Raw genomic sequence first — 17,028 nt, 5'->3', positions numbered from 1 at the left:
CGAGGGACACCCCCGGCCAGGTTCCGCTGCTCGGTCGTACCGCGGACCGCCGTTCTAGGACGCGTCGGCGAGGGCGGCACGGAGGGCCGAGACCAATGCGGTCTCCGCGCGTTCGGCCGAGTTCAGGAAGGCCCCGAAGCCGAGGATGCCGTGGAAGCCGTCGTTGATCCGCACCGTCGTCGTGGCGACCCCGGCGGCCGCGAGGGCGCGGGCGTAGGCTTCGCCCTCGTCGCGCAGCGGGTCGAAGTCGGCGGTGAGGACCAGCGCGGGCGGCAGTCCCGCCAGGGAGGCGGCGCGGATGGGGGAGGCGCGGACGTCGGTGCGGTCCGACGGGTCCGCGATGTACTGCTCGCCGAACCACGACATGGCCTCGGCGGTGAGGAAGTAGGAGTCGCCGTTGCCCGTGCGCGACGGGTAGAGCTCGCGGGCCGCGGTGTCGTCCCAGTCGACTACGGGGTAGACGAGGGCCTGGTAGGCGATCGCGGGACCGCCTGCGTCGCGGGCCAGCTGGGCGACGACCGCGGCGAGGCAGCCGCCCGCGCTGTCCCCGGCCACCGCGAGCCGTCCCGCGTCGATGCCCAGCTCCTCGGCGTTCTCGGCCACCCACCGCGTCGCGGCGAAGGCGTCGTCGGGCGCCGCGGGAAAGGGGTGTTCGGGCGCGAGCCGGTAGTCGACCGCCACGACGGCCGCCCCCGTCCCCGCCGCGATGATGCGGCAGATGTGGTCGTGTGTGTCCAGGTCGCCGGTGGCGAACCCGCCGCCGTGGAAGAAGACGATGCCGGGCGCGATCGTGTCCGGGACGGGCCGGTAGTGCCGGAGCGGTACCGGCCCGGCCGGTCCGGGGCACGACAGGTCCCGCACCACGGCGACGTCGGGGCCGTCCACCGCCGTTGCCGCGCTGATGGCGGATCGGAGGTCGTCGACGGTCGCCCCGGCGCGCAGGTCGGGGAGGTTGCGGCTGAGCAGGTCGATGAAGTCGAGGGTCTCCTGGGTGGGCTGCATGCGTGCACCTGACCTTGTGGGGAGGGGGTGGTCGCCCGGCACCGGCGGCAGAACCGGGTTCCGGACCGGCTGCGGATTCGGGACTCTAACGGCCGCATCGCCCGAACGCCAGTGGATTCCCGCGGACTGCGGGGGAACAGGGGACGACCGGAGTCGCGGGGGGAAACGGCGCCCGGCGGTGTTGCGCGTGTTGGGTCCGCAGCTCAGCCGGCCCGCTCGGGCTCCCCGGGGATCCGGACCGTGGTGAACACGCCCAGGTCGCGGAAGCCGAGGCGGGTGTAGAGGTGCTCCGCGTCGTTGCCGACGGTCACCGCGAGGCCGACCTCCGGGGCGCCGGCCCCGGCCGCCGCCGCCAGCATCCGGCGGAGGAGGAGCCCGCCGAGGCCGCGGTAGCGGTCGTCGGGACGCCGGAAGACCTCACCGATCCAGAGGACCCCTGCGGCGCGGTCGTTGACGACCAGCCCGGCGGCGACGGGGTCATCCGCGTTCCGGCCGTCGTCGACCACGAGCGAGCTCAGGTCCTGGACGGGGCCGAGTGCCCGGCCCGACAGCAGTGCGGACAGTGCCGCACGGTCCGCGCCGGGGTCCAGCACGGACCGGCTGTCCGGATGGCCGGGCGGGAAGGCCTCCTGGATCGCCGGGAAGAGCCGGTCGATGCCCTGGTCGAACGCGGTGACGCGGAGACCGGGCCGGTCGGGTGCCAGGCCGGCCCAGGCGGCGGGTGGCGGGTCGTCGACGAGGTTCCGGCGCATCTTCCGGGAGGTGCGCTGCGGCTCGGCGCCCATCGCGATCAGTTCCCCGCCGAACTCCGCCCGGGTGGTGATCCGCCACCCGCGCATCCGGTCCAGGACCGTCCGCGCAGCGCCGGGGACCAGCGGGCGGGCGTCGGCGGCGTAGCGGGGGGTGCCGGGCAGCGGAAGAAGGTAGTCCAGGACCCCGGCACCGGCGGCGTCGGTGAGGACGGCGCGCTCGGCCGTCGACTTCTGGGGCATGGGTCTCCCGTCGCTGCGTCCGTCCGACCGGTGGTCCCGGCAGGGCAACCGGTGGGCAATGCTACTCCGCGCCTCCCGGGGACGGCGGTCGCGGGTGCGGCCGCACGGTGGTGGGCGGTGACAGGCCTTCGGTCGGATACCGCGCCGAGTACGGGTCAGGCCTTCTCGACCGACGCGTGGAAGTCGGCGATCAGGGCGTTCACGGCAGCGGGCCGCTCGATCGTGCTGGAGTGGCCCGCGTCGGTGATGATCTCCAGCCGTGCGCCGGGGATGCGGGCGGCGATGCGGCGGGCGTGGTCGGGGGGAAGGGCCGCGTCCTGCGCGCCGGTGGCCACCAGGGTGGGGACGTCGATGGCGGCGATCTCGTCATGGACCGGGGCGCGGTCGGCGACGCCCAGGACCGCTTTGCGGATCCCCGTCCGCCTGCACCTGCGCAGGCGCCGCGTCCACTCCTCGACGACCGGTCGGCTCTCCTCGGAGGCGAGGAAGGCCGGCCCGAACATCAGGGGGAGGATCTGCCCCAGCACCGGTCGGATGCCGAGGAGCAGGTAGGCGGACGCGAGCAGCCGGTAGCGCCCGACCTTGGCCGGGTCCTCGGCATCGGCGCTGGTGTCCAGCAGGACCAGCGACCGCAGCAGGTCGCCGCGGCGAGCGCCGATGCGCTGGCCGACGAACCCGCCCATGGACAGGCCGACGTAGTGCACGGGTGCCAGGCCCAGCCGTTCGATGAGGGCGGTGGCGTCGGCGGTGAGCGTGTCCATGCCGTAGCCGTCGGAGGCGGCCGGGCTGTCGCCCTGGCCGCGCCAGTCCAGCGTGACGCACCGGTAGCGGTCGCGGAGCTCGGCCACCTGGTGGTGGAAGAGCCAGCCGCTGAACAGCAGCCCGTGGCCGAACAGCACGGTCGGCGCGTCGGGGTGGTCCGGGGGCGGGCCGGTGTCGGTATAGGCGATCGTCGCACCGTTGACCTGGATCGTCGGCATGCATGCTCCCTCGCGGCGGGGGTTCCCCGGGGCGCGCCGCGTGCCCGCACCCGTCGGCAGCCTCGGTACCCGCCGTGCGCGGTGCCCACACAGCGGCCGCGGTGCCGCCTCGGGGCCCGTCCGCATCACGGCGTCATGGAATGCGGGCAGATCGTCACATATGGGGGCGTAGGGGACTTTTGGCCTGTTGTTTGGCGAACAGCGACCCTGCGTTGGCGACCGCAGTGTGCCGGAGCCTGGTGACGGCAGATCGGACGCGGCCGCAAGGCTCGGACCCGGAGAAGAGGCAAACGCATGCTCAGCACGTTCGTGGCCAGCGTATCGCTCGGCGTCGTCGGCGTGGCATTACTGGCCGCCGGGCCGGTCATGGTGCTGCGGGGCTGCGGCGGCAAGAAGGAGATCCGCACCGAGCTGGCGGCCCAGAAGATCACCTTCCCCGTCGAGCGCGGGCTCCCCGACGAACTGACCGCCTACGCCGGGAAGCCGGTGCGGACCGGGGCCGAGGCACGTGCCTATGCCGACCTCATCAAGGTGCACCTCGACGGCGCCACCCGCGGGCGCACCTACTCCGAACTGAGCGACGAGTACTACGCCTCGGGGTCGGCCGACGAGAAGCTGGCCGACCTCCGCCAGACCGCCTTCATGGGGGAGTCCCTGCGCGCCTCGCTGATGTCGGCCTACCAGGCGTGGCAGCTCACCACGCTGGTGGTGGGGCTGGGGGCGCTGCTCACCGCGCTGGGTGCCGCGCTCATCGCCTCCGGTGCGGCGCTCGGCCTCTGACGCGCCGGCCACGCCCGTATCTTGCGGCCCCGCCGCCCCCGGGCGGTCGGCCGCGGCCGCTCGGACTCCGACAGCCTGTCCCTCACCCTGCTCCACCCTCACGAAAGGCGCGCCATGGCACCCGTCGCGGAACCCTCCGACCTCCCCGCCCTCATCCAGGGAGGAATGGGGGTCGGTGTGTCGGGGTGGCGGCTGGCCCGGGCCGTCGCCCGGACCGGGCAGCTGGGCGTGGTGTCGGGGGTGGCGCTCGACGTCCAGCTGGCGCGGCGCCTCTGGCTCGGGGACCCGGACGGGCACCTGCGGCGCGCGCTGGCCCACTTCCCGGACACCGAGGCCGCCGAGCGCATCCTGCGGCGCTACTACGTTCCGGGCGGTGTCGCCGCCGACCGCCGCCGGTTCCGTCCGGTCCCGCGACCCTCCCTGCGGCCCAACCGGACGCGCACGGATCTCACCGTCGCGGGCAATTTCGCGGAGGTGTGGCTGGCGAAGGAAGGGCACGGTGGGCTCGTCGGCGTCAACTACCTGGAGAAGATCCAGCTCGCCACGCCCGCCGCCGTCTACGGGGCGATGCTCGCCGGGGTCGACTACGTGCTGATGGGAGCCGGGATCCCCACCGAGATCCCGGCGCTGCTCGACGCGCTGGCCGCGCGGTCCCCGGTCGAGCTCACCGTCGACGTCGCCGGAACCGACGAGCGCCACACCGTCGCCTTCGACCCGTCCGCGTTCCCCGAGGTCGGGCCGCTGCCGCGGCCGCGCTTCCTCGCGATCGTCTCCTCCGACGTCCTGGCCATGTACCTGAACAGGTCGTCGGTCACCCGGCCCGACGGGTTCGTCGTCGAGGCACCGTCGGCCGGCGGGCACAGCGCCCCGCCCCGCGGCCGCATGCGCCTGGACGCGTCCGGTGAACCGGTCTACGGTCCGCGCGACCGCGTCGACCTGGCGAAGGTCGCGGTGCTGGGCCTGCCCTTCTGGACGGCCGGAGGATACGCGTCGCCGCGGGGAATGGCCGCCGCGGGCGCCGCCGGGGCAGCGGGGATCCAGGTGGGGAGCGCCTTCGCGCTCTGCCGGGAGTCGGGGCTCGATCCGCGGCTGCGGCGGCGCCTCCTCCAGCGGGTGGCCGAGGGCACGCTCGCGGTGCGCAACGATCCCCTCGCGTCCCCGGCCGGGTTCCCGTTCAAGGTCGCCGAGGTCCCGGGGACACTGTCCGAGGACGACGTCTACGAGGGCCGCCCCCGGCTCTGCGACCTCGGGTACCTCCGCACCCCCTACGCCAGGCCCGACGGCGGGGTCGGCTACCGCTGCCCGGCCGAACCGGTCGACGAGTACCTCGCCAAGGGCGGGGCAGCCGAGGACACCGTGGGGCGCCAGTGCCTGTGCAACGGCCTCGTCGCCGGCGTCGGCCTGGGTCGGCACCGCCCGGGCGGCTATGTCGAGCCCCCGCTGCTGACGCTCGGCCAGGATCTCGGCTTCCTGCCGGACCTGCTGGGAGCGGACGGCGACTACTCCGCATCCGATGTCGTCCGCTACCTCTTGCCGGAATAGGTACGCTCCGAGGCCTATCTCTTCGCTTGTGACACGTGACAATCCGTGGTCGTGGAGAGAAGATGAGGCATGGAGGAACAGCGCAGCGAAGATTGGCTCCGTCCGCGGCTGGCGGCGGTGGGTCGCCGTTCCCGGCTGGTTCCGGAACAGGCGCACGCCGTCGACCTCGTTCCCCGCTCCTATCAGGCGGAGGAGATCGACACCCCCGAGCAGCGGGAGGTCGCCGCCGCGGCCGCGCGCACGGCGATCTCGCACGAGATCGAGACCCGTTGGCCGGGCGCGCCCTACGTCATCAGGCAGGGGACGGCCGCGGAGTTCGAGGACCTGGCCCTGGGGCAGGCGTCGGACGCGCTGGTCGTGTTCGGCGTGGTGTACCGGTTCGACGACTGAGCGAGATCCGGCGGCGGGGCCGTGGGGCCCTGTCACCGCGGTACCCGCGGCCGCGCCGGGGCCCGGTGCGATCGGCCGGGTGACGGCGGGTCGCGCGGAGTGTCCAGCGGGTCGGAGGTTCTGTCACCGCGCATAATCCCGTGCGTGCCGTGCCCGAATCCGGGTACTGGTGGGGGAGTGGGGCTTTTCACAGTGCGCGGGTGCGGGGAATGTGCCCGCGCATTCGAGGGGTTGCCGCTGAGGGAGTTATGCGAAGCTCAACGCGACCGTTGAGCCTGCAGTGACGGGGGAGTACATACATGTTCACGGTTCCCGAGGTCACCCTCAACAACGGCGTGCGGATTCCGCAGCTGGGGTTCGGGGTGTGGCAGGTCGCCGACGAGGACGTCGTGGGCGTCGTCGGTACGGCGCTCGAAGCCGGCTACCGCAGTATCGACACGGCCGCGGTCTACGGAAACGAGGCGGGGGTAGGGGAGGCCATCCGCCGCTCCGGGATCCACCGCGACCAGCTGTTCATCACCTCCAAGGTGTGGAACAGCGACCAGGGCTACGACACCACGCTGCGCGCCTTCGACGCCACGATGCAGCGGCTCGGGCTGGAGCGGCTCGACCTTTACCTGATCCACTGGCCGATGCCGGAACGCGACGCCTACATGAGCACGTACAAGGCGCTGGAGCGCCTGTACATCGAGGGCCGCGTCCGGGCGATCGGGGTCTCGAACTTCCAGATCGAGCACCTGCAGCGCCTCCTGGACGAGGGCGGCATCGCGCCCACGGTCAACCAGGTGGAGCTGCACCCGAAGATGACCCAGGCGCCGCTGCGCGAGTTCCACGCCCGACACGACATCGCGACCGAGGCGTGGAGCCCGCTGGGCCAGGGCAACCTGCTGCAGGACCCGGCGGTCGTGAAGATCGCCGACGCCTACGGCAAGACGCCGGCCCAGGTGATCATCCGCTGGCACCTGCAGACCGGCAACATCGTCATCCCGAAGTCGGCCACACCGGAGCGGATCCGCTCCAACTTCGAGGTCTTCGACTTCGAGCTGGCCAGCGGCGACGTGCAGGCGATCTCCGACCTCAACGCCGACGAGCGGTTCGGTCCGAATCCCGACACCTTCCACCAGGCCTGAGAAGCCCGGTCCGGTCGGTGACCGGAGGTGACGAACGCGTGCGACAGCGGTGGCCCGCCCCGTAACGGGGCGGGCCACCGCTGTCCTGCGCCGTGTCCCCTCGCCTCCCGGCCTGCGCCCCATGGTCGCGCCCGCCCGGAGCCCGGTCGTGATGTATTGCACCGATGACGAGGGTCACACAGGCGTGATAGCGTGCGCCGCACGGAGCCCGCCGTGCACCCGGCCCCGGTACCCGACGCCGCCGCGTGCGCCGACGGTCGGCCCCTGCCCTCGACGGAGGAGGCATCCGGACATGAGCCCGTTCCGAGCGTCCGCCCCGATCACCGACTCCTGGGAGCACTTCGAGCTGACCCGCGCCGACGGCGTCGCCACGGTCACGTTCGCCCGCCCCGACAAGATCAACGCCCTCACCTTCGACGTCTACGCCGACCTGCGCGACCTCCTCATCGAGCTGCCGCACCGCGGTGACACGCGTGTGCTGGTGCTGCGCGGGCAGGGGCGCGGCTTCTGCTCCGGTGGCGACGTCAACGAGATCATCGGCGCGACCCTGAAGATGGCCCCCGACGACCTCCTGGCCTTCACCCGGATGACCGGCGAGGTCGTCAAGGCGATGCGGGAGTGCCCCGTCCCCGTCATCGCCGGTGTCCACGGGATCGCCGCCGGGGCGGGCGCCGTGCTGGCCCTGGCCGCGGACTTCCGCGTCGTCGCGCGCTCGGCCCGCTTCGCCTTCCTGTTCACCAGGGTCGGCCTGTCCGGAGCGGACATGGGCGCCGCCTACCTGCTGCCGCGTGTCGTCGGACTCGGCCACGCCACCAAGCTGCTGATGCTCGGCGACACCGTCCCCGCCCCTGACGCCGACCGCTACGGCCTGGTCAGCGAGCTGGTCGAAGACGACGAGCTGGACGCCTCGGTCGCCGCGCTGGCCGCGCGGCTGTCGGACGGCCCCGCGTTCGGCTACGCCCAGACCAAGGCCCTGCTCTCCCGTGAGCTGGACATGGACCTCTCCGGCGCCATCGAGCTGGAGGCGATGACCCAGGCGCTGCTCATGAAGAGCGAGGACTATGCGGAGTTCCACGCGGCGTTCACACACAAGCGCGACCCGCGGTGGAAGGGGCGGTAGATGAGCGCACCGAAGGACACCGGGCGGCCTGGCGGGCGACCGCGGCCCGCGGACGGCGCCGGGACGCCGCACCGCATCGTCGACCCCCCTACCCTGGCCCCGCCGGTCGGCTTCGCACACGCCGTCGTCGCCGCGCCCGGGCGCACCGTCCACCTGGGCGGGCAGACGGCGCAGGGCCCGGACGGCGCGATCGTCGGCCCGGGGCTGGTCGAACAGTTCGATCTGGCGCTCGCCAACCTCCTGGAGGCGCTGCATGCCGCAGGGGGCACCGCCGGGCACCTGGTCTCGCTGACCGTCTACACCACCGACACCGCAGGCTACCGGGCCGGCCTCAAGCCCCTGGGCGCGGTCTACCGGCGCCACCTGGGGCGCCACTACCCGGCGATGGCGCTGCTCGGTGTCACCGACCTGTTCGACCCCGACGCGAAGATCGAGCTGGTGGGCACCGCGGTGGTCCCCGGGCCGTGACCCCGCCCGGCCCGGTCCGGTTGCGCGGTCGCCGACACCCTCACCCCCGGCCGGTCACCGTGCGCACGTGGTCCAGGGCGGGCCTGCGCAGGAGCCCGTGCAGCTCGAAGAAGACGTCGGCCGCCCTGCTGCCCGCCCAGGGGTGGGGCAGCAGTTCCGGCGGCAGGCCGGGGTCGAGGAAGGGAAGGCGCCGCCAGCCGTCCACCGCCCGCAGGTGGTCGGCGAAGGCGTCGGCCCCGTGCTCGGCGGACACCGCACCTCCGGTGCGCCGCCGTCGCTCCAGCACCGGCCCATGGGCGTCGGCGAAGTCCCGGTACATCTCCTGCAGGGCATCCAGGTCCCACCACTGGGCCACGGCCGAGGCGAGTTCGCCGAAGCCGAGGTGGTGGCCGCTGAAGAGCTGGACGTAGTCGGTCAGGTCGAGGTCGGCGATGGTGCGGCGGGCGTCGTCGGCCCGGTGGGCGGGGGCGATCCACACCCCGGCCGCCGTCGTGCCGAACCCGAGGCGGCCCAGGCGGGAGCGGAGCAGGTGCCGCCGGTGGCGCTCGGACTCGGGCACCGAGAACACCGCGAGTACCCAGCCGTCGCCCAGGTCGGCCACCCGGCGGTCGAAGATCCGCCGGTCGCCCTCGCCGAACATGGCCAGGCCCTCGGGGGAGGGCCGGTACCCGGCGACCCCGCCGACCCGCTCGGAGGCGAGCAGTCCGCGCCGTTTGAGGCGGGAGACGGAGGAGCGGACCCCGGGAGCGTCCACGCCCAGCCCGGCCATGAGCGAGATGAGCGCCGCGACCGGCACCCACCCGCCGACGTCCCGGGCGTAGGTGCCGAAGAACGACACGATCAGCGACCGGGGCCTGCGGTTCTGTCGCTCGCCGGGCTGCTCGTCGGCCTGGCCGTATGCCGTTCCCGATGTCGTCGTCACACATGCACGATATCGCGGCGGGAGGGTAGGCCCCGGCGGTCGGCGCGCCGCCGCCACCACCTCGCCGATGGTCCCGGAGATCGTGGGGCGAGAATCGCCCGCGAAACCGCGCGGCCTCCGAGGTCGGCGAAGGGCGGGGCGGGGAACCGCTTTCCTCGGCCCTGGCCCCGGCGACGTGCACCGAGAATCGCCGATCATCCGGTGCGCGTCTCCGAGATCTCCGGGACGAGTGATGAATCATTGACGGGCGTCACCAACTCTGTATATTCGGGCCATAAGGGTCACCGATCCCGCAGCACCGGCCGATCCGAAAGTCCCGGAGGGGGCCGCCATGGCGTTCACGCTCAGTCCCGACCAGCGGAGATTCGCCTCCTGGGCGCGGGAGACGGCCGAGGGCGAGTTCCGAGCCGCACCGCCCCCGCACAGCGGGCGCGTCGACCGCGACCTCCTCCACCGCCTCGCCCGCTGCGGACTGCTCTCCCCGCTCTTTCCGGGAGCCGACGGCGGACGACCGTCCCGTCCGGCGTCGGCGGTCGAGCTGTGCCTGCTCCGTGAGCACCTCGCCCAGGTCAGCACCGCCGCCGAGACCGCACTGGCGCTGCAGGGGCTGGGCGCCTACCCCCTCATCCAGTCCGGCGGCACCGGACAGGCCGCCCGCTGGATCCCGCGCGTCGCCGCCGGACAGGCCGTGGCGGCGTTCGCACTCAGCGAGCCCGACGCCGGATCCGACGCCGCGGCGCTGCGCCTGGCCGCCGAACCGGAGCCCGGAACCGGCCCGAACCCCGGCCGCTGGCGGCTCACCGGCGAGAAGACCTGGATCTCCAACGCACCCGACGCCGACCTCTACACCGTTTTCGCGCGCACCGGCCCCGACGCCGGGGCGCGCGGTGTGACCGCCTTCCTCGTCCCCGCCGACCGCCCGGGCCTCAGCGGAGAACCCCTCGACATGATCGCCCCGCACGCCCTGGGCCACCTCGCCTTCGACGGCGTCCCCGTCACCCGCGACGACCTCCTCGGCGCCCCGGGCCGGGGATTCCGCGTCGCCATGCGCACCCTCGACCTGTTCCGTCCCAGCGTCGGTGCGTTCGCCGTCGGCATGGCGCAGGCGGCCCTCGACCTCGCCCGCGAGCACACCGCCCGGCGGCACGCCTTCGGCGGCCCGCTCTGCGACCTGCAGAGCGTCGCGCACACGCTCGCCGAGATGGCCACCCGCACCGAGGCCGCCCGTCTGCTCGTCTACGCCGCCGCCACCGCCCGCGACGCGAGCGCGACCGCAACACCCGCCCCGGTCCCATCGGCCGCCACCGCCACCGCCACCGCCCCCGCACCGGACGGGCCGTTCGCCGGAGCCGGCGACGGCCTCTCCCCGACCGCCCGTGCCGCCATGGCCAAGCTGTACGCCACCGAGACCGCGCAGTACGTCGTCGACGCCGCCGTCCAGCTGCACGGCGCCCGCGCCCTGCGCCGCGGCCACCCGCTGGAGGAGCTCTACCGCGAGGTGCGCGCCCCCCGCATCTACGAAGGAGCCTCCGAGGTCCAGCGCACCATCATCGCGCGGGAGCTGTACCGCCAGTGCTGACCCGCCCGGACGAGGAGCCCCCATGGAGCCGACCCTGTCACCGTCCGCCTATACGGACACCTTCGCCCGCGACCACCTGCCCCCGCTCGACCAGTGGCCTGACCTCACCTCCCCCCTCCCGGAACTGCGCTACCCCGACCGGCTCAACTGCGCGGAAGAACTCCTCGACCGCACCATCGAGCGCCATGGCCCCAACCGGCCCGCCGTCCGCGGCGAACGCTCCTCGTGGACCTACGGCGAACTGCGGTGGCTGGTCGACCGCGCCGCCCGCGTCCTCACCGAGGAGATAGGCGTGCGCCCCGGCAACCGGGTCCTGCTGCGCGGCCCCAACTCGCCCTGGCTGGCCGCCTGCTGGATGGCCGTCCTCAAAGCCGGCGGCATCGCCGTCACCGTCCTGCCCGTCCTGCGCAGCGGCGAACTCACCGACATCCTGCGCTCCGCCCGCATCTCCCACGCCGTGTGCGACGCCCGGTTCGCCGACGACCTCGACACCGCGGCCGACCGCGCCGCGCCCGACCTTCCCGCCCGCACCCGCGTCACCCTGTACGGCTCCGGTCGCACCGACGACCTCACCGCCCGTGTCGCCGCCGCCCCCGGCACGCCCTTCCCCGCCGTCCCCACGGCGGCCGACGACGTCGCCCTCATCGCCTACACCTCCGGAACCACCGGCCGCCCCAAAGGGTGCGTCCACTTCCACCGGGACGTACTGGCCATCGCCGACACCTTCTCCGCGCACGTCCTGCGCCCGCACACCGACGACCTGTTCGCGGGCAGCCCCCCGCTCGCCTTCACCTTCGGCTTGGGCGGCCTGCTCATCTTCCCCCTGCGGGCCGGGGCCTGCACCCTCCTGCTGGAGAAGGCCGGACCCGAACGTCTCCTGCGCGCGATCGAGGAGGAGCACGCCACCGTGGTGTTCACCGCGCCCACCGCCTACCGCGCCATGCTCGGCCGCGCGGCCGCCCGCGACCTCACCTCGCTGCGACGCTGTGTCTCGGCGGGAGAGCACCTCCCCGCCGCCACGTGGAAATCCTGGCTCGACGCCACCGGCCTACGGCTCATCGACGGCATCGGCGCCACCGAGATGCTGCACATCTTCATCTCCGCCGCAGACGACGACATCCGCCCCGGCGCCACCGGACTCCCCGTCCCCGGGTTCACCGCCGCCGTCCTGGGCGCCGACGGCGCCCCCGTACCCGACGGAACACCGGGCCGCCTCGCCGTGCGCGGCCCCGTGGGCTGCCGCTACCTCGACGACGAACGGCAGCGGCGCTATGTCCGCGACGGCTGGAACATCACCGGCGACACCTACGTCCGCGACGCCGACGGCTATTTCTGGTACCGGTCCCGCTCCGACGACATCATCGTCTCCTCCGGCTACAACATCGCCGCCATCGAAGTCGAAGAGGTGCTGATGCGCGCGCCGCAGGTCGCCGAGGCCGCCGTCGTCGGCATCCCCGACCCCGACCGCGGCCAGCTCGTCAAGGCGTTCGTCATCCCCCGCGACGGCGCCCCCGCGAGCGAGGACACCGCCGAGGCCATCAAGCGGTTCGTCACCGCCGAGATCGCCCCCTACAAGGCGCCGCGGGCCGTCGAGTTCACCGACGCCCTTCCGCGCACCCCCACGGGAAAGCTCCAGCGGTTCAAACTGAGGGAGGGGTGAGCCCGCACCCATGCGCATCGCCTGTATCGGCGGCGGCCCCGGAGGACTGTACTTCGCCGCGTTGATGAAGCGGCTCGACCCCGCCCACGAGGTGACCGTCTATGAGCGCAACGCCCCCGAGGACACGTTCGGCTTCGGCGTCGTGCTCTCCGACGAGACCCTCGGCGGGATCGAGCACGCCGACCCCGACGTGTACGCCGAACTGAGGTCGGCGTTCGCCCGCTGGGACGACATCGACATCCACTACCGCGGGCGGGTCACCACCTCCGGAGGCCACGGCTTCGCCGCCATCGACCGCAGGCGGCTGCTGCGGATCCTCCGCGACCGCTGCACCCACCTCGGCGTCGCCCTGCACTTCCGCACCACCGCGCCGCCCGCCGCCGACCTGGCCGCCGCCCACGACCTCGTCGTCGCCGCCGACGGCGCCAACAGCGCCACCCGCCGCGCCCACGCCGCGGACTTCGGCGAACACCTGGACCGCCGCCACTGCAAGTACATGTGGCTCGGCACCGACCTCGTCTTCGACGCCTTCAACTTCCACATCGTCGCCACCCCGCACGGCACCGTGCAGGTGCACGGCTACCCGTACGCCGCCGACGCCAGCACCTTCATCGTCGAGATGCACGAACGCGTGTGGCGTGCCGCCGGCTTCGCCGACCGGCCCGACCTGGGCCCCGGCGACAGCGACCACGATGCCGTCGAGACCTGCGAGAAGCTCTTCGCCGACATCCTGGGCCGCGGCCACCGCCTCATCCCCGACAACTCGCGGTGGCGCTCCTTCACCACCGTGCGCACCGACACCTGGCGCCGCGGCAACATCGTGCTCCTCGGCGACGCCGCGCACACCGCCCACTTCTCGATCGGGTCGGGCACCAAGCTCGCCATGGAGGACGCCCTCGCGCTCGCCGCCTCCCTCCACGAGAACGAGGGCGTCGGCGCGGCCCTGGCCGCCTACGAGGAGGAGCGCCGCCCCGTCGTCGCCAGCACCCAGCGCGCCGCCCAGGCCAGCCTGGAGTGGTTCGAGGACATCGACCGGCACACCGGCGCAGAACCCCGCCGGTTCGCGTTCAACCTGCTCACCCGCAGCCGCCGGGTCACCTACGACAACCTCCGGCTGCGCGACCCGGACTTCGTCGCTGACGTCGACGCGTGGTTCAGCGGCACCCAGCACCAGCCCCCGTCCGGCTCCCAGGCCCGACCGCCGTCCGCCGCACCGCCGCACCGGCCGCCCATGTTCCACCCGTTCCGGCTGCGCGACCTGGAACTGAAGAACCGCGTCGTCGTCTCCGCCATGGACATGTACTCCGCGACCAACGGAACCCCCGGCGACTTCCACCTCGTCCACCTCGGGTCCAAAGCACTGGGCGGGGCCGCGCTGGTGATGACCGAAATGGTGTGCGTCTCCGCCGACGCCCGCATCACCCCCGGCTGCGCCGGGCTGTACGCCACCGAGCACGAGGCCGCCTGGCGCCGCGTCACCGACTTCGTGCACACCCACACCGACGCCGCCATCGGCGTGCAGCTCGGCCACGCCGGGCGCAAGGGCTCCACCCGGGTGATGTGGGAGGGGATGGACCAGCCCCTGGACGACGGCAACTGGCCCGTCGTGGCCCCCTCCCCGCTGCCCTACCGGCCCGGCGTCAACCAGGTCCCCCGCGAGCTGACCCGCGGCCAGATGGCCGCGATCCGCGACGACTTCACCGCCGCGGCGCGCGCCGCCCACCGCGCCGAATTCGACCTGCTGGAACTCCACTGCGCCCACGGCTACCTGCTGTCCGGCTTCATCTCGCCGCTCACCAACCGGCGCACCGACGCCTACGGCGGCGACCTGGAAGCACGCCTGCGCTTCCCCCTGGAGGTCTTCACCGCCGTGCGCGCCGCCTGGCCCGACGACAAGCCGATGACCGTGCGCATCTCCGCCACCGACTGGGCCGAAGGCGGCACCACCGGTGACGACGCCGTCGCCATCGCCCGCGCCTTCGCGGACGCCGGAGCCGACGCCATCGACGTCTCCACCGGCCAGGTCACCCCCGACGAGGAGCCCGCCTACGGGCGCAGCTACCAGGCCCCCTTCGCCGACCGGATCCGCGGCGAGACCGGGGTCCCGACGATCGCGGTCGGCGCCATCTCCTCCTACGACGACGTCAACTCCCTCATCCTGGCCGGCCGCACCGACCTGTGCGCCCTGGGGCGGCCCCACCTCTACGACCCGAGCTGGACCCTGCACGCCGCCGCAGAACAGGGCTACGACGGGCCCGGGGTGACCTGGCCCGTCCAGTTCCGGGCCGGATCCCGCAAGCCCCGGACCGGCCGCACCGACGGCCCGCGTCCCCGTCTGGACCTGGTGCGCGGTCAAGGTGATCCGACGACCGCGCACCGCCGGTGGCGCCCCCAGGGCGGCCCGGCGTGACCATGGCCCCCGGAGGGGGCGGCGCGGCCGGGCATGGCGCGGGAGCGCCGCCGGAGCACCCACCACCCTGGCGGTGGGGGGACCGCGGACGCTACCGTCGGATCCAGCCGCGGCCGAACCTGTGACAGCTGAGGAAAGGGGCGCCTCCCATGCCGGTGTCAGCGACGCTCTGCTACGGCAGGCACCCCAGCCAGGTCATCCACGTCCGGCAGCCCGACACCGACGCCGATGCCCCCTTCCCCGTCGCCGTCCTGCTGCACGGCGGCTGGTGGCGCGACCGCTTCGACACCCGGCTGATGGAGCCCATCGCCGCCGACCTGGCCGAAGCAGGGTGGCTGGTGTGGAACATCGAGTACCGGCGCACCGGTGAGGACGGCGGGGGATGGCCGCAGACCCTGGACGACGTCCGCGCCGCACTGGACCTCCTCAACGCCCGGCTGCACGACGGAGCCGAACCGGGGGACGCCGCCCGGGTCGTCGGCATCGGCCATTCCGCCGGGGGCCACCTGGCCCTGATGGCCGCCCCCGGATCACCGCTGACACAGGTCGTGGGCCTGGCCCCGGTCACCGACCTGCGGACGAGCCTGGACGAAGGGCTCGGCGAGGGCGCCGTCGCCGACTTCCTCGGCCCCGATCCCTCCCCGGCGCTGGTCGAGGACGCCACCCCGCTGAAGCGGATCCCGGTCGGCACCCCGCAGCTCGTCGTGCACGGCTCCCGCGACGACCGTGTTCCCGCCGGGCAGAGCCGCGCCTATGTGGAGGCCGCGCGCGGCGCCGGCGACCGGGTCGACTACGTCGAGCTGTCCGACGCCGACCACTTCGTCGTCATCGACCCGTCACACGCGTCGTGGCGCTCGGTCCGGGAATGGCTCGGAGCGCGCTGAAGCGGCCGCCCGCGTCCGGGAGCGGTCGACCGTGGCGGCCCCGGCACCGGGGGAGATCCGGATCAGGTGTAGCCGAGGCGGGACAGCTCGGCCTGGGCGACCGCCCGCACGTCGTTGCGCTGCTCGCCGGTGAGGCGGCCGCGCCACGCCCCGATTCCGGGGGAGTCGCCGCGCACCAGCTCCACCGCCGACACCCGAGCTCCGGTCACCTCGCGCAACCGCTCGGCGGCCTCCACCTCGCCACCGAACATGTCCTCGTAGCGCAGTGTCATCAGCCGTTCGGGGCCGAGCATGCTGCGCAGCTGGGCCGACAGCCGAACCGCCCCGCGCCAGCGCATCGCGCACTTGGCCGCGTGTGACAGGTCGGGGTAGTCTTCGCGCTCCTGCTCGGTCTCGATGCCGAAGAAGGGGTTGGGCAGGTCGTGGTCGAGGGTGGCCATGCTCGGTCGGAACCAGGCCAGGGACTGCTCGTCGTCGAGCATTTCGGCGACGACATCCCGGCCGTCCCGGATCACCTGCACGAACACGGCGTCGCCGAACGCGGCGTCGAGCGCGGTCGCGCTGTAGAGCAGATCCGGGCTGGCGTCACCGAAGCGCGTCACCCGGCTGGCGTGGCGGCAGGGCTCGGCCGACTCGCGCGCCGTCACCCGGTTCCCCGAGCACAGCGGGCAGGTGAGCGGGGTCAGCTGCCAGGACTCGGCGAAGGCGTCGCGCAGCAGGCTGGCCGTGCCCGACGCGCGCTCCGCGACGACGGAGGGGCGGCGGGCGACCGCGTAGACCGCGTTGAGGACGCCGGTGTCGCCGCAGCCGATGTGGAAGCCGGGCGCGCGGCGCAGAGCCCCGGCGACCAGGTTCACACCTGAGTGCGGTGCGCCGAGGACGAAGACGGGGCGGTGGACCTTCGTCCCGTTGACGACGAGGATGTAGGACGGCTGCTTCATGATGTATGTAGATTTTGACATCGTTTGACGGACTTCGGTCCATCCGGTCCACTTTTCGGCGGGGACTGCGGTCGAATTCTCCTGGCCGCGCGGGGATCACCGTCCCGAGAAGCGCCGCCCGGGGGCACGCGGCAGTTCTGCGGCGGGCCTGTACCACCCGCTCCCACCCGGTGTGACGTGAGCGTATCGCGTTGAACCGCGTCCTGCCGGGAGGTCCGGGACGCGGCG

The 17,028-nt window shown here is 73.5% G+C and carries 15 protein-coding genes; 10 read left to right on the top strand and 5 right to left on the bottom strand.

Annotation, left to right across the window (positions count from 1 at the left end; translation table 11 throughout):
- Nucleotides 1–54: 54 nt before the first annotated feature.
- The 3 genes from HNR23_RS11745 to HNR23_RS11735 all read right to left on the bottom strand — a co-directional run bounded on the left by HNR23_RS11745 (nt 55) and on the right by HNR23_RS11735 (nt 2,974).
- Entirely contained in the window at nt 55–1,002 is a 948-nt protein-coding gene (locus HNR23_RS11745) for an alpha/beta hydrolase (protein WP_184075618.1), read from the bottom strand.
- Nucleotides 1,003–1,205: 203 nt separating this feature from the next.
- Nucleotides 1,206–1,994: a GNAT family N-acetyltransferase gene (locus HNR23_RS27200; protein WP_184075617.1), complete on the bottom strand. Its 789-nt coding sequence runs from the start codon at nt 1,992–1,994 to the stop codon at nt 1,206–1,208.
- A gap of 155 nt (nt 1,995–2,149) precedes the next feature.
- Entirely contained in the window at nt 2,150–2,974 is an 825-nt protein-coding gene (locus tag HNR23_RS11735) for an alpha/beta fold hydrolase (protein WP_184075616.1), read from the bottom strand.
- Between the two features lie 294 nt (nt 2,975–3,268).
- Between HNR23_RS11735 and HNR23_RS11730 the strand changes: the two genes are divergently transcribed.
- The 6 genes from HNR23_RS11730 to HNR23_RS11705 all read left to right on the top strand — a co-directional run bounded on the left by HNR23_RS11730 (nt 3,269) and on the right by HNR23_RS11705 (nt 8,404).
- Nucleotides 3,269–3,754: a hypothetical protein gene (locus HNR23_RS11730; RefSeq protein ID WP_184075615.1), complete on the top strand. Its 486-nt coding sequence runs from the start codon at nt 3,269–3,271 to the stop codon at nt 3,752–3,754.
- 114 nt (nt 3,755–3,868) lie between these two features.
- On the top strand, nt 3,869–5,296 hold the full coding sequence (locus HNR23_RS11725) for a nitronate monooxygenase (RefSeq protein WP_184075614.1): 1,428 nt from the start codon (nt 3,869–3,871) through the stop codon (nt 5,294–5,296).
- 69 nt (nt 5,297–5,365) lie between these two features.
- Nucleotides 5,366–5,686 carry a hypothetical protein gene (locus HNR23_RS11720; protein WP_184075613.1) on the top strand — a complete coding sequence of 107 codons (321 nt, stop codon included), beginning with the start codon at nt 5,366–5,368 and terminating at the stop codon, nt 5,684–5,686.
- A gap of 299 nt (nt 5,687–5,985) precedes the next feature.
- A complete protein-coding gene (locus HNR23_RS11715) occupies nt 5,986–6,816 on the top strand; it encodes an aldo/keto reductase (protein WP_184075612.1) in 831 nt (276 codons plus the stop codon).
- A 292-nt stretch (nt 6,817–7,108) separates the two neighbouring features.
- Complete coding sequence (locus HNR23_RS11710; RefSeq protein WP_184075611.1) at nt 7,109–7,936, top strand: enoyl-CoA hydratase family protein; 828 nt, start codon at nt 7,109–7,111, stop codon at nt 7,934–7,936.
- The gene (locus HNR23_RS11705; RefSeq protein WP_184075610.1) at nt 7,937–8,404 is read left to right on the top strand and encodes a RidA family protein; all 468 of its coding nucleotides are present in this window, start codon (nt 7,937–7,939) and stop codon (nt 8,402–8,404) included.
- Between the two features lie 40 nt (nt 8,405–8,444).
- Here HNR23_RS11705 and HNR23_RS11700 read toward each other — a convergent pair whose 3' ends face one another.
- Nucleotides 8,445–9,326, bottom strand: a complete 882-nt coding sequence (locus HNR23_RS11700) for a PaaX family transcriptional regulator C-terminal domain-containing protein (protein WP_184075609.1) — start codon at nt 9,324–9,326, stop codon at nt 8,445–8,447.
- 331 nt (nt 9,327–9,657) lie between these two features.
- Between HNR23_RS11700 and HNR23_RS11695 the strand changes: the two genes are divergently transcribed.
- The 4 genes from HNR23_RS11695 (at nt 9,658) to HNR23_RS11680 (ending at nt 15,859) form a co-directional block, all read left to right on the top strand.
- A complete protein-coding gene (locus HNR23_RS11695; protein WP_184075608.1) occupies nt 9,658–10,905 on the top strand; it encodes an acyl-CoA dehydrogenase family protein in 1,248 nt (415 codons plus the stop codon).
- A 22-nt stretch (nt 10,906–10,927) separates the two neighbouring features.
- The gene (locus HNR23_RS11690; protein ID WP_184075607.1) at nt 10,928–12,565 is read left to right on the top strand and encodes an AMP-binding protein; all 1,638 of its coding nucleotides are present in this window, start codon (nt 10,928–10,930) and stop codon (nt 12,563–12,565) included.
- A 10-nt stretch (nt 12,566–12,575) separates the two neighbouring features.
- Complete coding sequence (locus HNR23_RS11685) at nt 12,576–14,975, top strand: bifunctional salicylyl-CoA 5-hydroxylase/oxidoreductase (protein WP_184075606.1); 2,400 nt, start codon at nt 12,576–12,578, stop codon at nt 14,973–14,975.
- 149 nt (nt 14,976–15,124) lie between these two features.
- Entirely contained in the window at nt 15,125–15,859 is a 735-nt protein-coding gene (locus HNR23_RS11680; protein ID WP_184075605.1) for an alpha/beta hydrolase family protein, read from the top strand.
- Between the two features lie 62 nt (nt 15,860–15,921).
- Here HNR23_RS11680 and HNR23_RS11675 read toward each other — a convergent pair whose 3' ends face one another.
- Nucleotides 15,922–16,800, bottom strand: a complete 879-nt coding sequence (locus tag HNR23_RS11675) for a sulfotransferase (protein WP_184080208.1) — start codon at nt 16,798–16,800, stop codon at nt 15,922–15,924.
- Between the last annotated feature and the right edge of the window lie 228 nt (nt 16,801–17,028).

Origin of the sequence: Nocardiopsis mwathae (genome assembly GCF_014201195.1) — a bacterium.
Classification (GTDB): Bacteria; Actinomycetota; Actinomycetes; order Streptosporangiales; family Streptosporangiaceae; genus Nocardiopsis_C; species Nocardiopsis_C mwathae.
The sequence above is the reverse complement of the archived record's forward strand: the minus strand, read 5'-3'. Positions and strand labels throughout refer to the sequence as shown.

Bases quoted from the DNA above. Each gene is read 5' to 3' on its own strand.
- HNR23_RS11745 (WP_184075618.1), bottom strand. From the start codon at position 1,002: ATGCAGCCCACCCAGGAGACCCTCGACTTCATCGACCTGCTCAGCCGC.
- HNR23_RS11705 (WP_184075610.1), top strand. From the start codon at position 7,937: ATGAGCGCACCGAAGGACACCGGGCGGCCTGGCGGGCGACCGCGGCCC.
- HNR23_RS11675 (WP_184080208.1), bottom strand. From the start codon at position 16,800: ATGAAGCAGCCGTCCTACATCCTCGTCGTCAACGGGACGAAGGTCCAC.
- HNR23_RS11735 (WP_184075616.1), bottom strand. From the start codon at position 2,974: ATGCCGACGATCCAGGTCAACGGTGCGACGATCGCCTATACCGACACC.
- HNR23_RS11680 (WP_184075605.1), top strand. From the start codon at position 15,125: ATGCCGGTGTCAGCGACGCTCTGCTACGGCAGGCACCCCAGCCAGGTC.
- HNR23_RS11690 (WP_184075607.1), top strand. From the start codon at position 10,928: ATGGAGCCGACCCTGTCACCGTCCGCCTATACGGACACCTTCGCCCGC.
- HNR23_RS11725 (WP_184075614.1), top strand. From the start codon at position 3,869: ATGGCACCCGTCGCGGAACCCTCCGACCTCCCCGCCCTCATCCAGGGA.
- HNR23_RS11695 (WP_184075608.1), top strand. From the start codon at position 9,658: ATGGCGTTCACGCTCAGTCCCGACCAGCGGAGATTCGCCTCCTGGGCG.
- HNR23_RS11685 (WP_184075606.1), top strand. From the start codon at position 12,576: ATGCGCATCGCCTGTATCGGCGGCGGCCCCGGAGGACTGTACTTCGCC.
- HNR23_RS11710 (WP_184075611.1), top strand. From the start codon at position 7,109: ATGAGCCCGTTCCGAGCGTCCGCCCCGATCACCGACTCCTGGGAGCAC.
- HNR23_RS11715 (WP_184075612.1), top strand. From the start codon at position 5,986: ATGTTCACGGTTCCCGAGGTCACCCTCAACAACGGCGTGCGGATTCCG.
- HNR23_RS11730 (WP_184075615.1), top strand. From the start codon at position 3,269: ATGCTCAGCACGTTCGTGGCCAGCGTATCGCTCGGCGTCGTCGGCGTG.
- HNR23_RS11720 (WP_184075613.1), top strand. From the start codon at position 5,366: ATGGAGGAACAGCGCAGCGAAGATTGGCTCCGTCCGCGGCTGGCGGCG.
- HNR23_RS27200 (WP_184075617.1), bottom strand. From the start codon at position 1,994: ATGCCCCAGAAGTCGACGGCCGAGCGCGCCGTCCTCACCGACGCCGCC.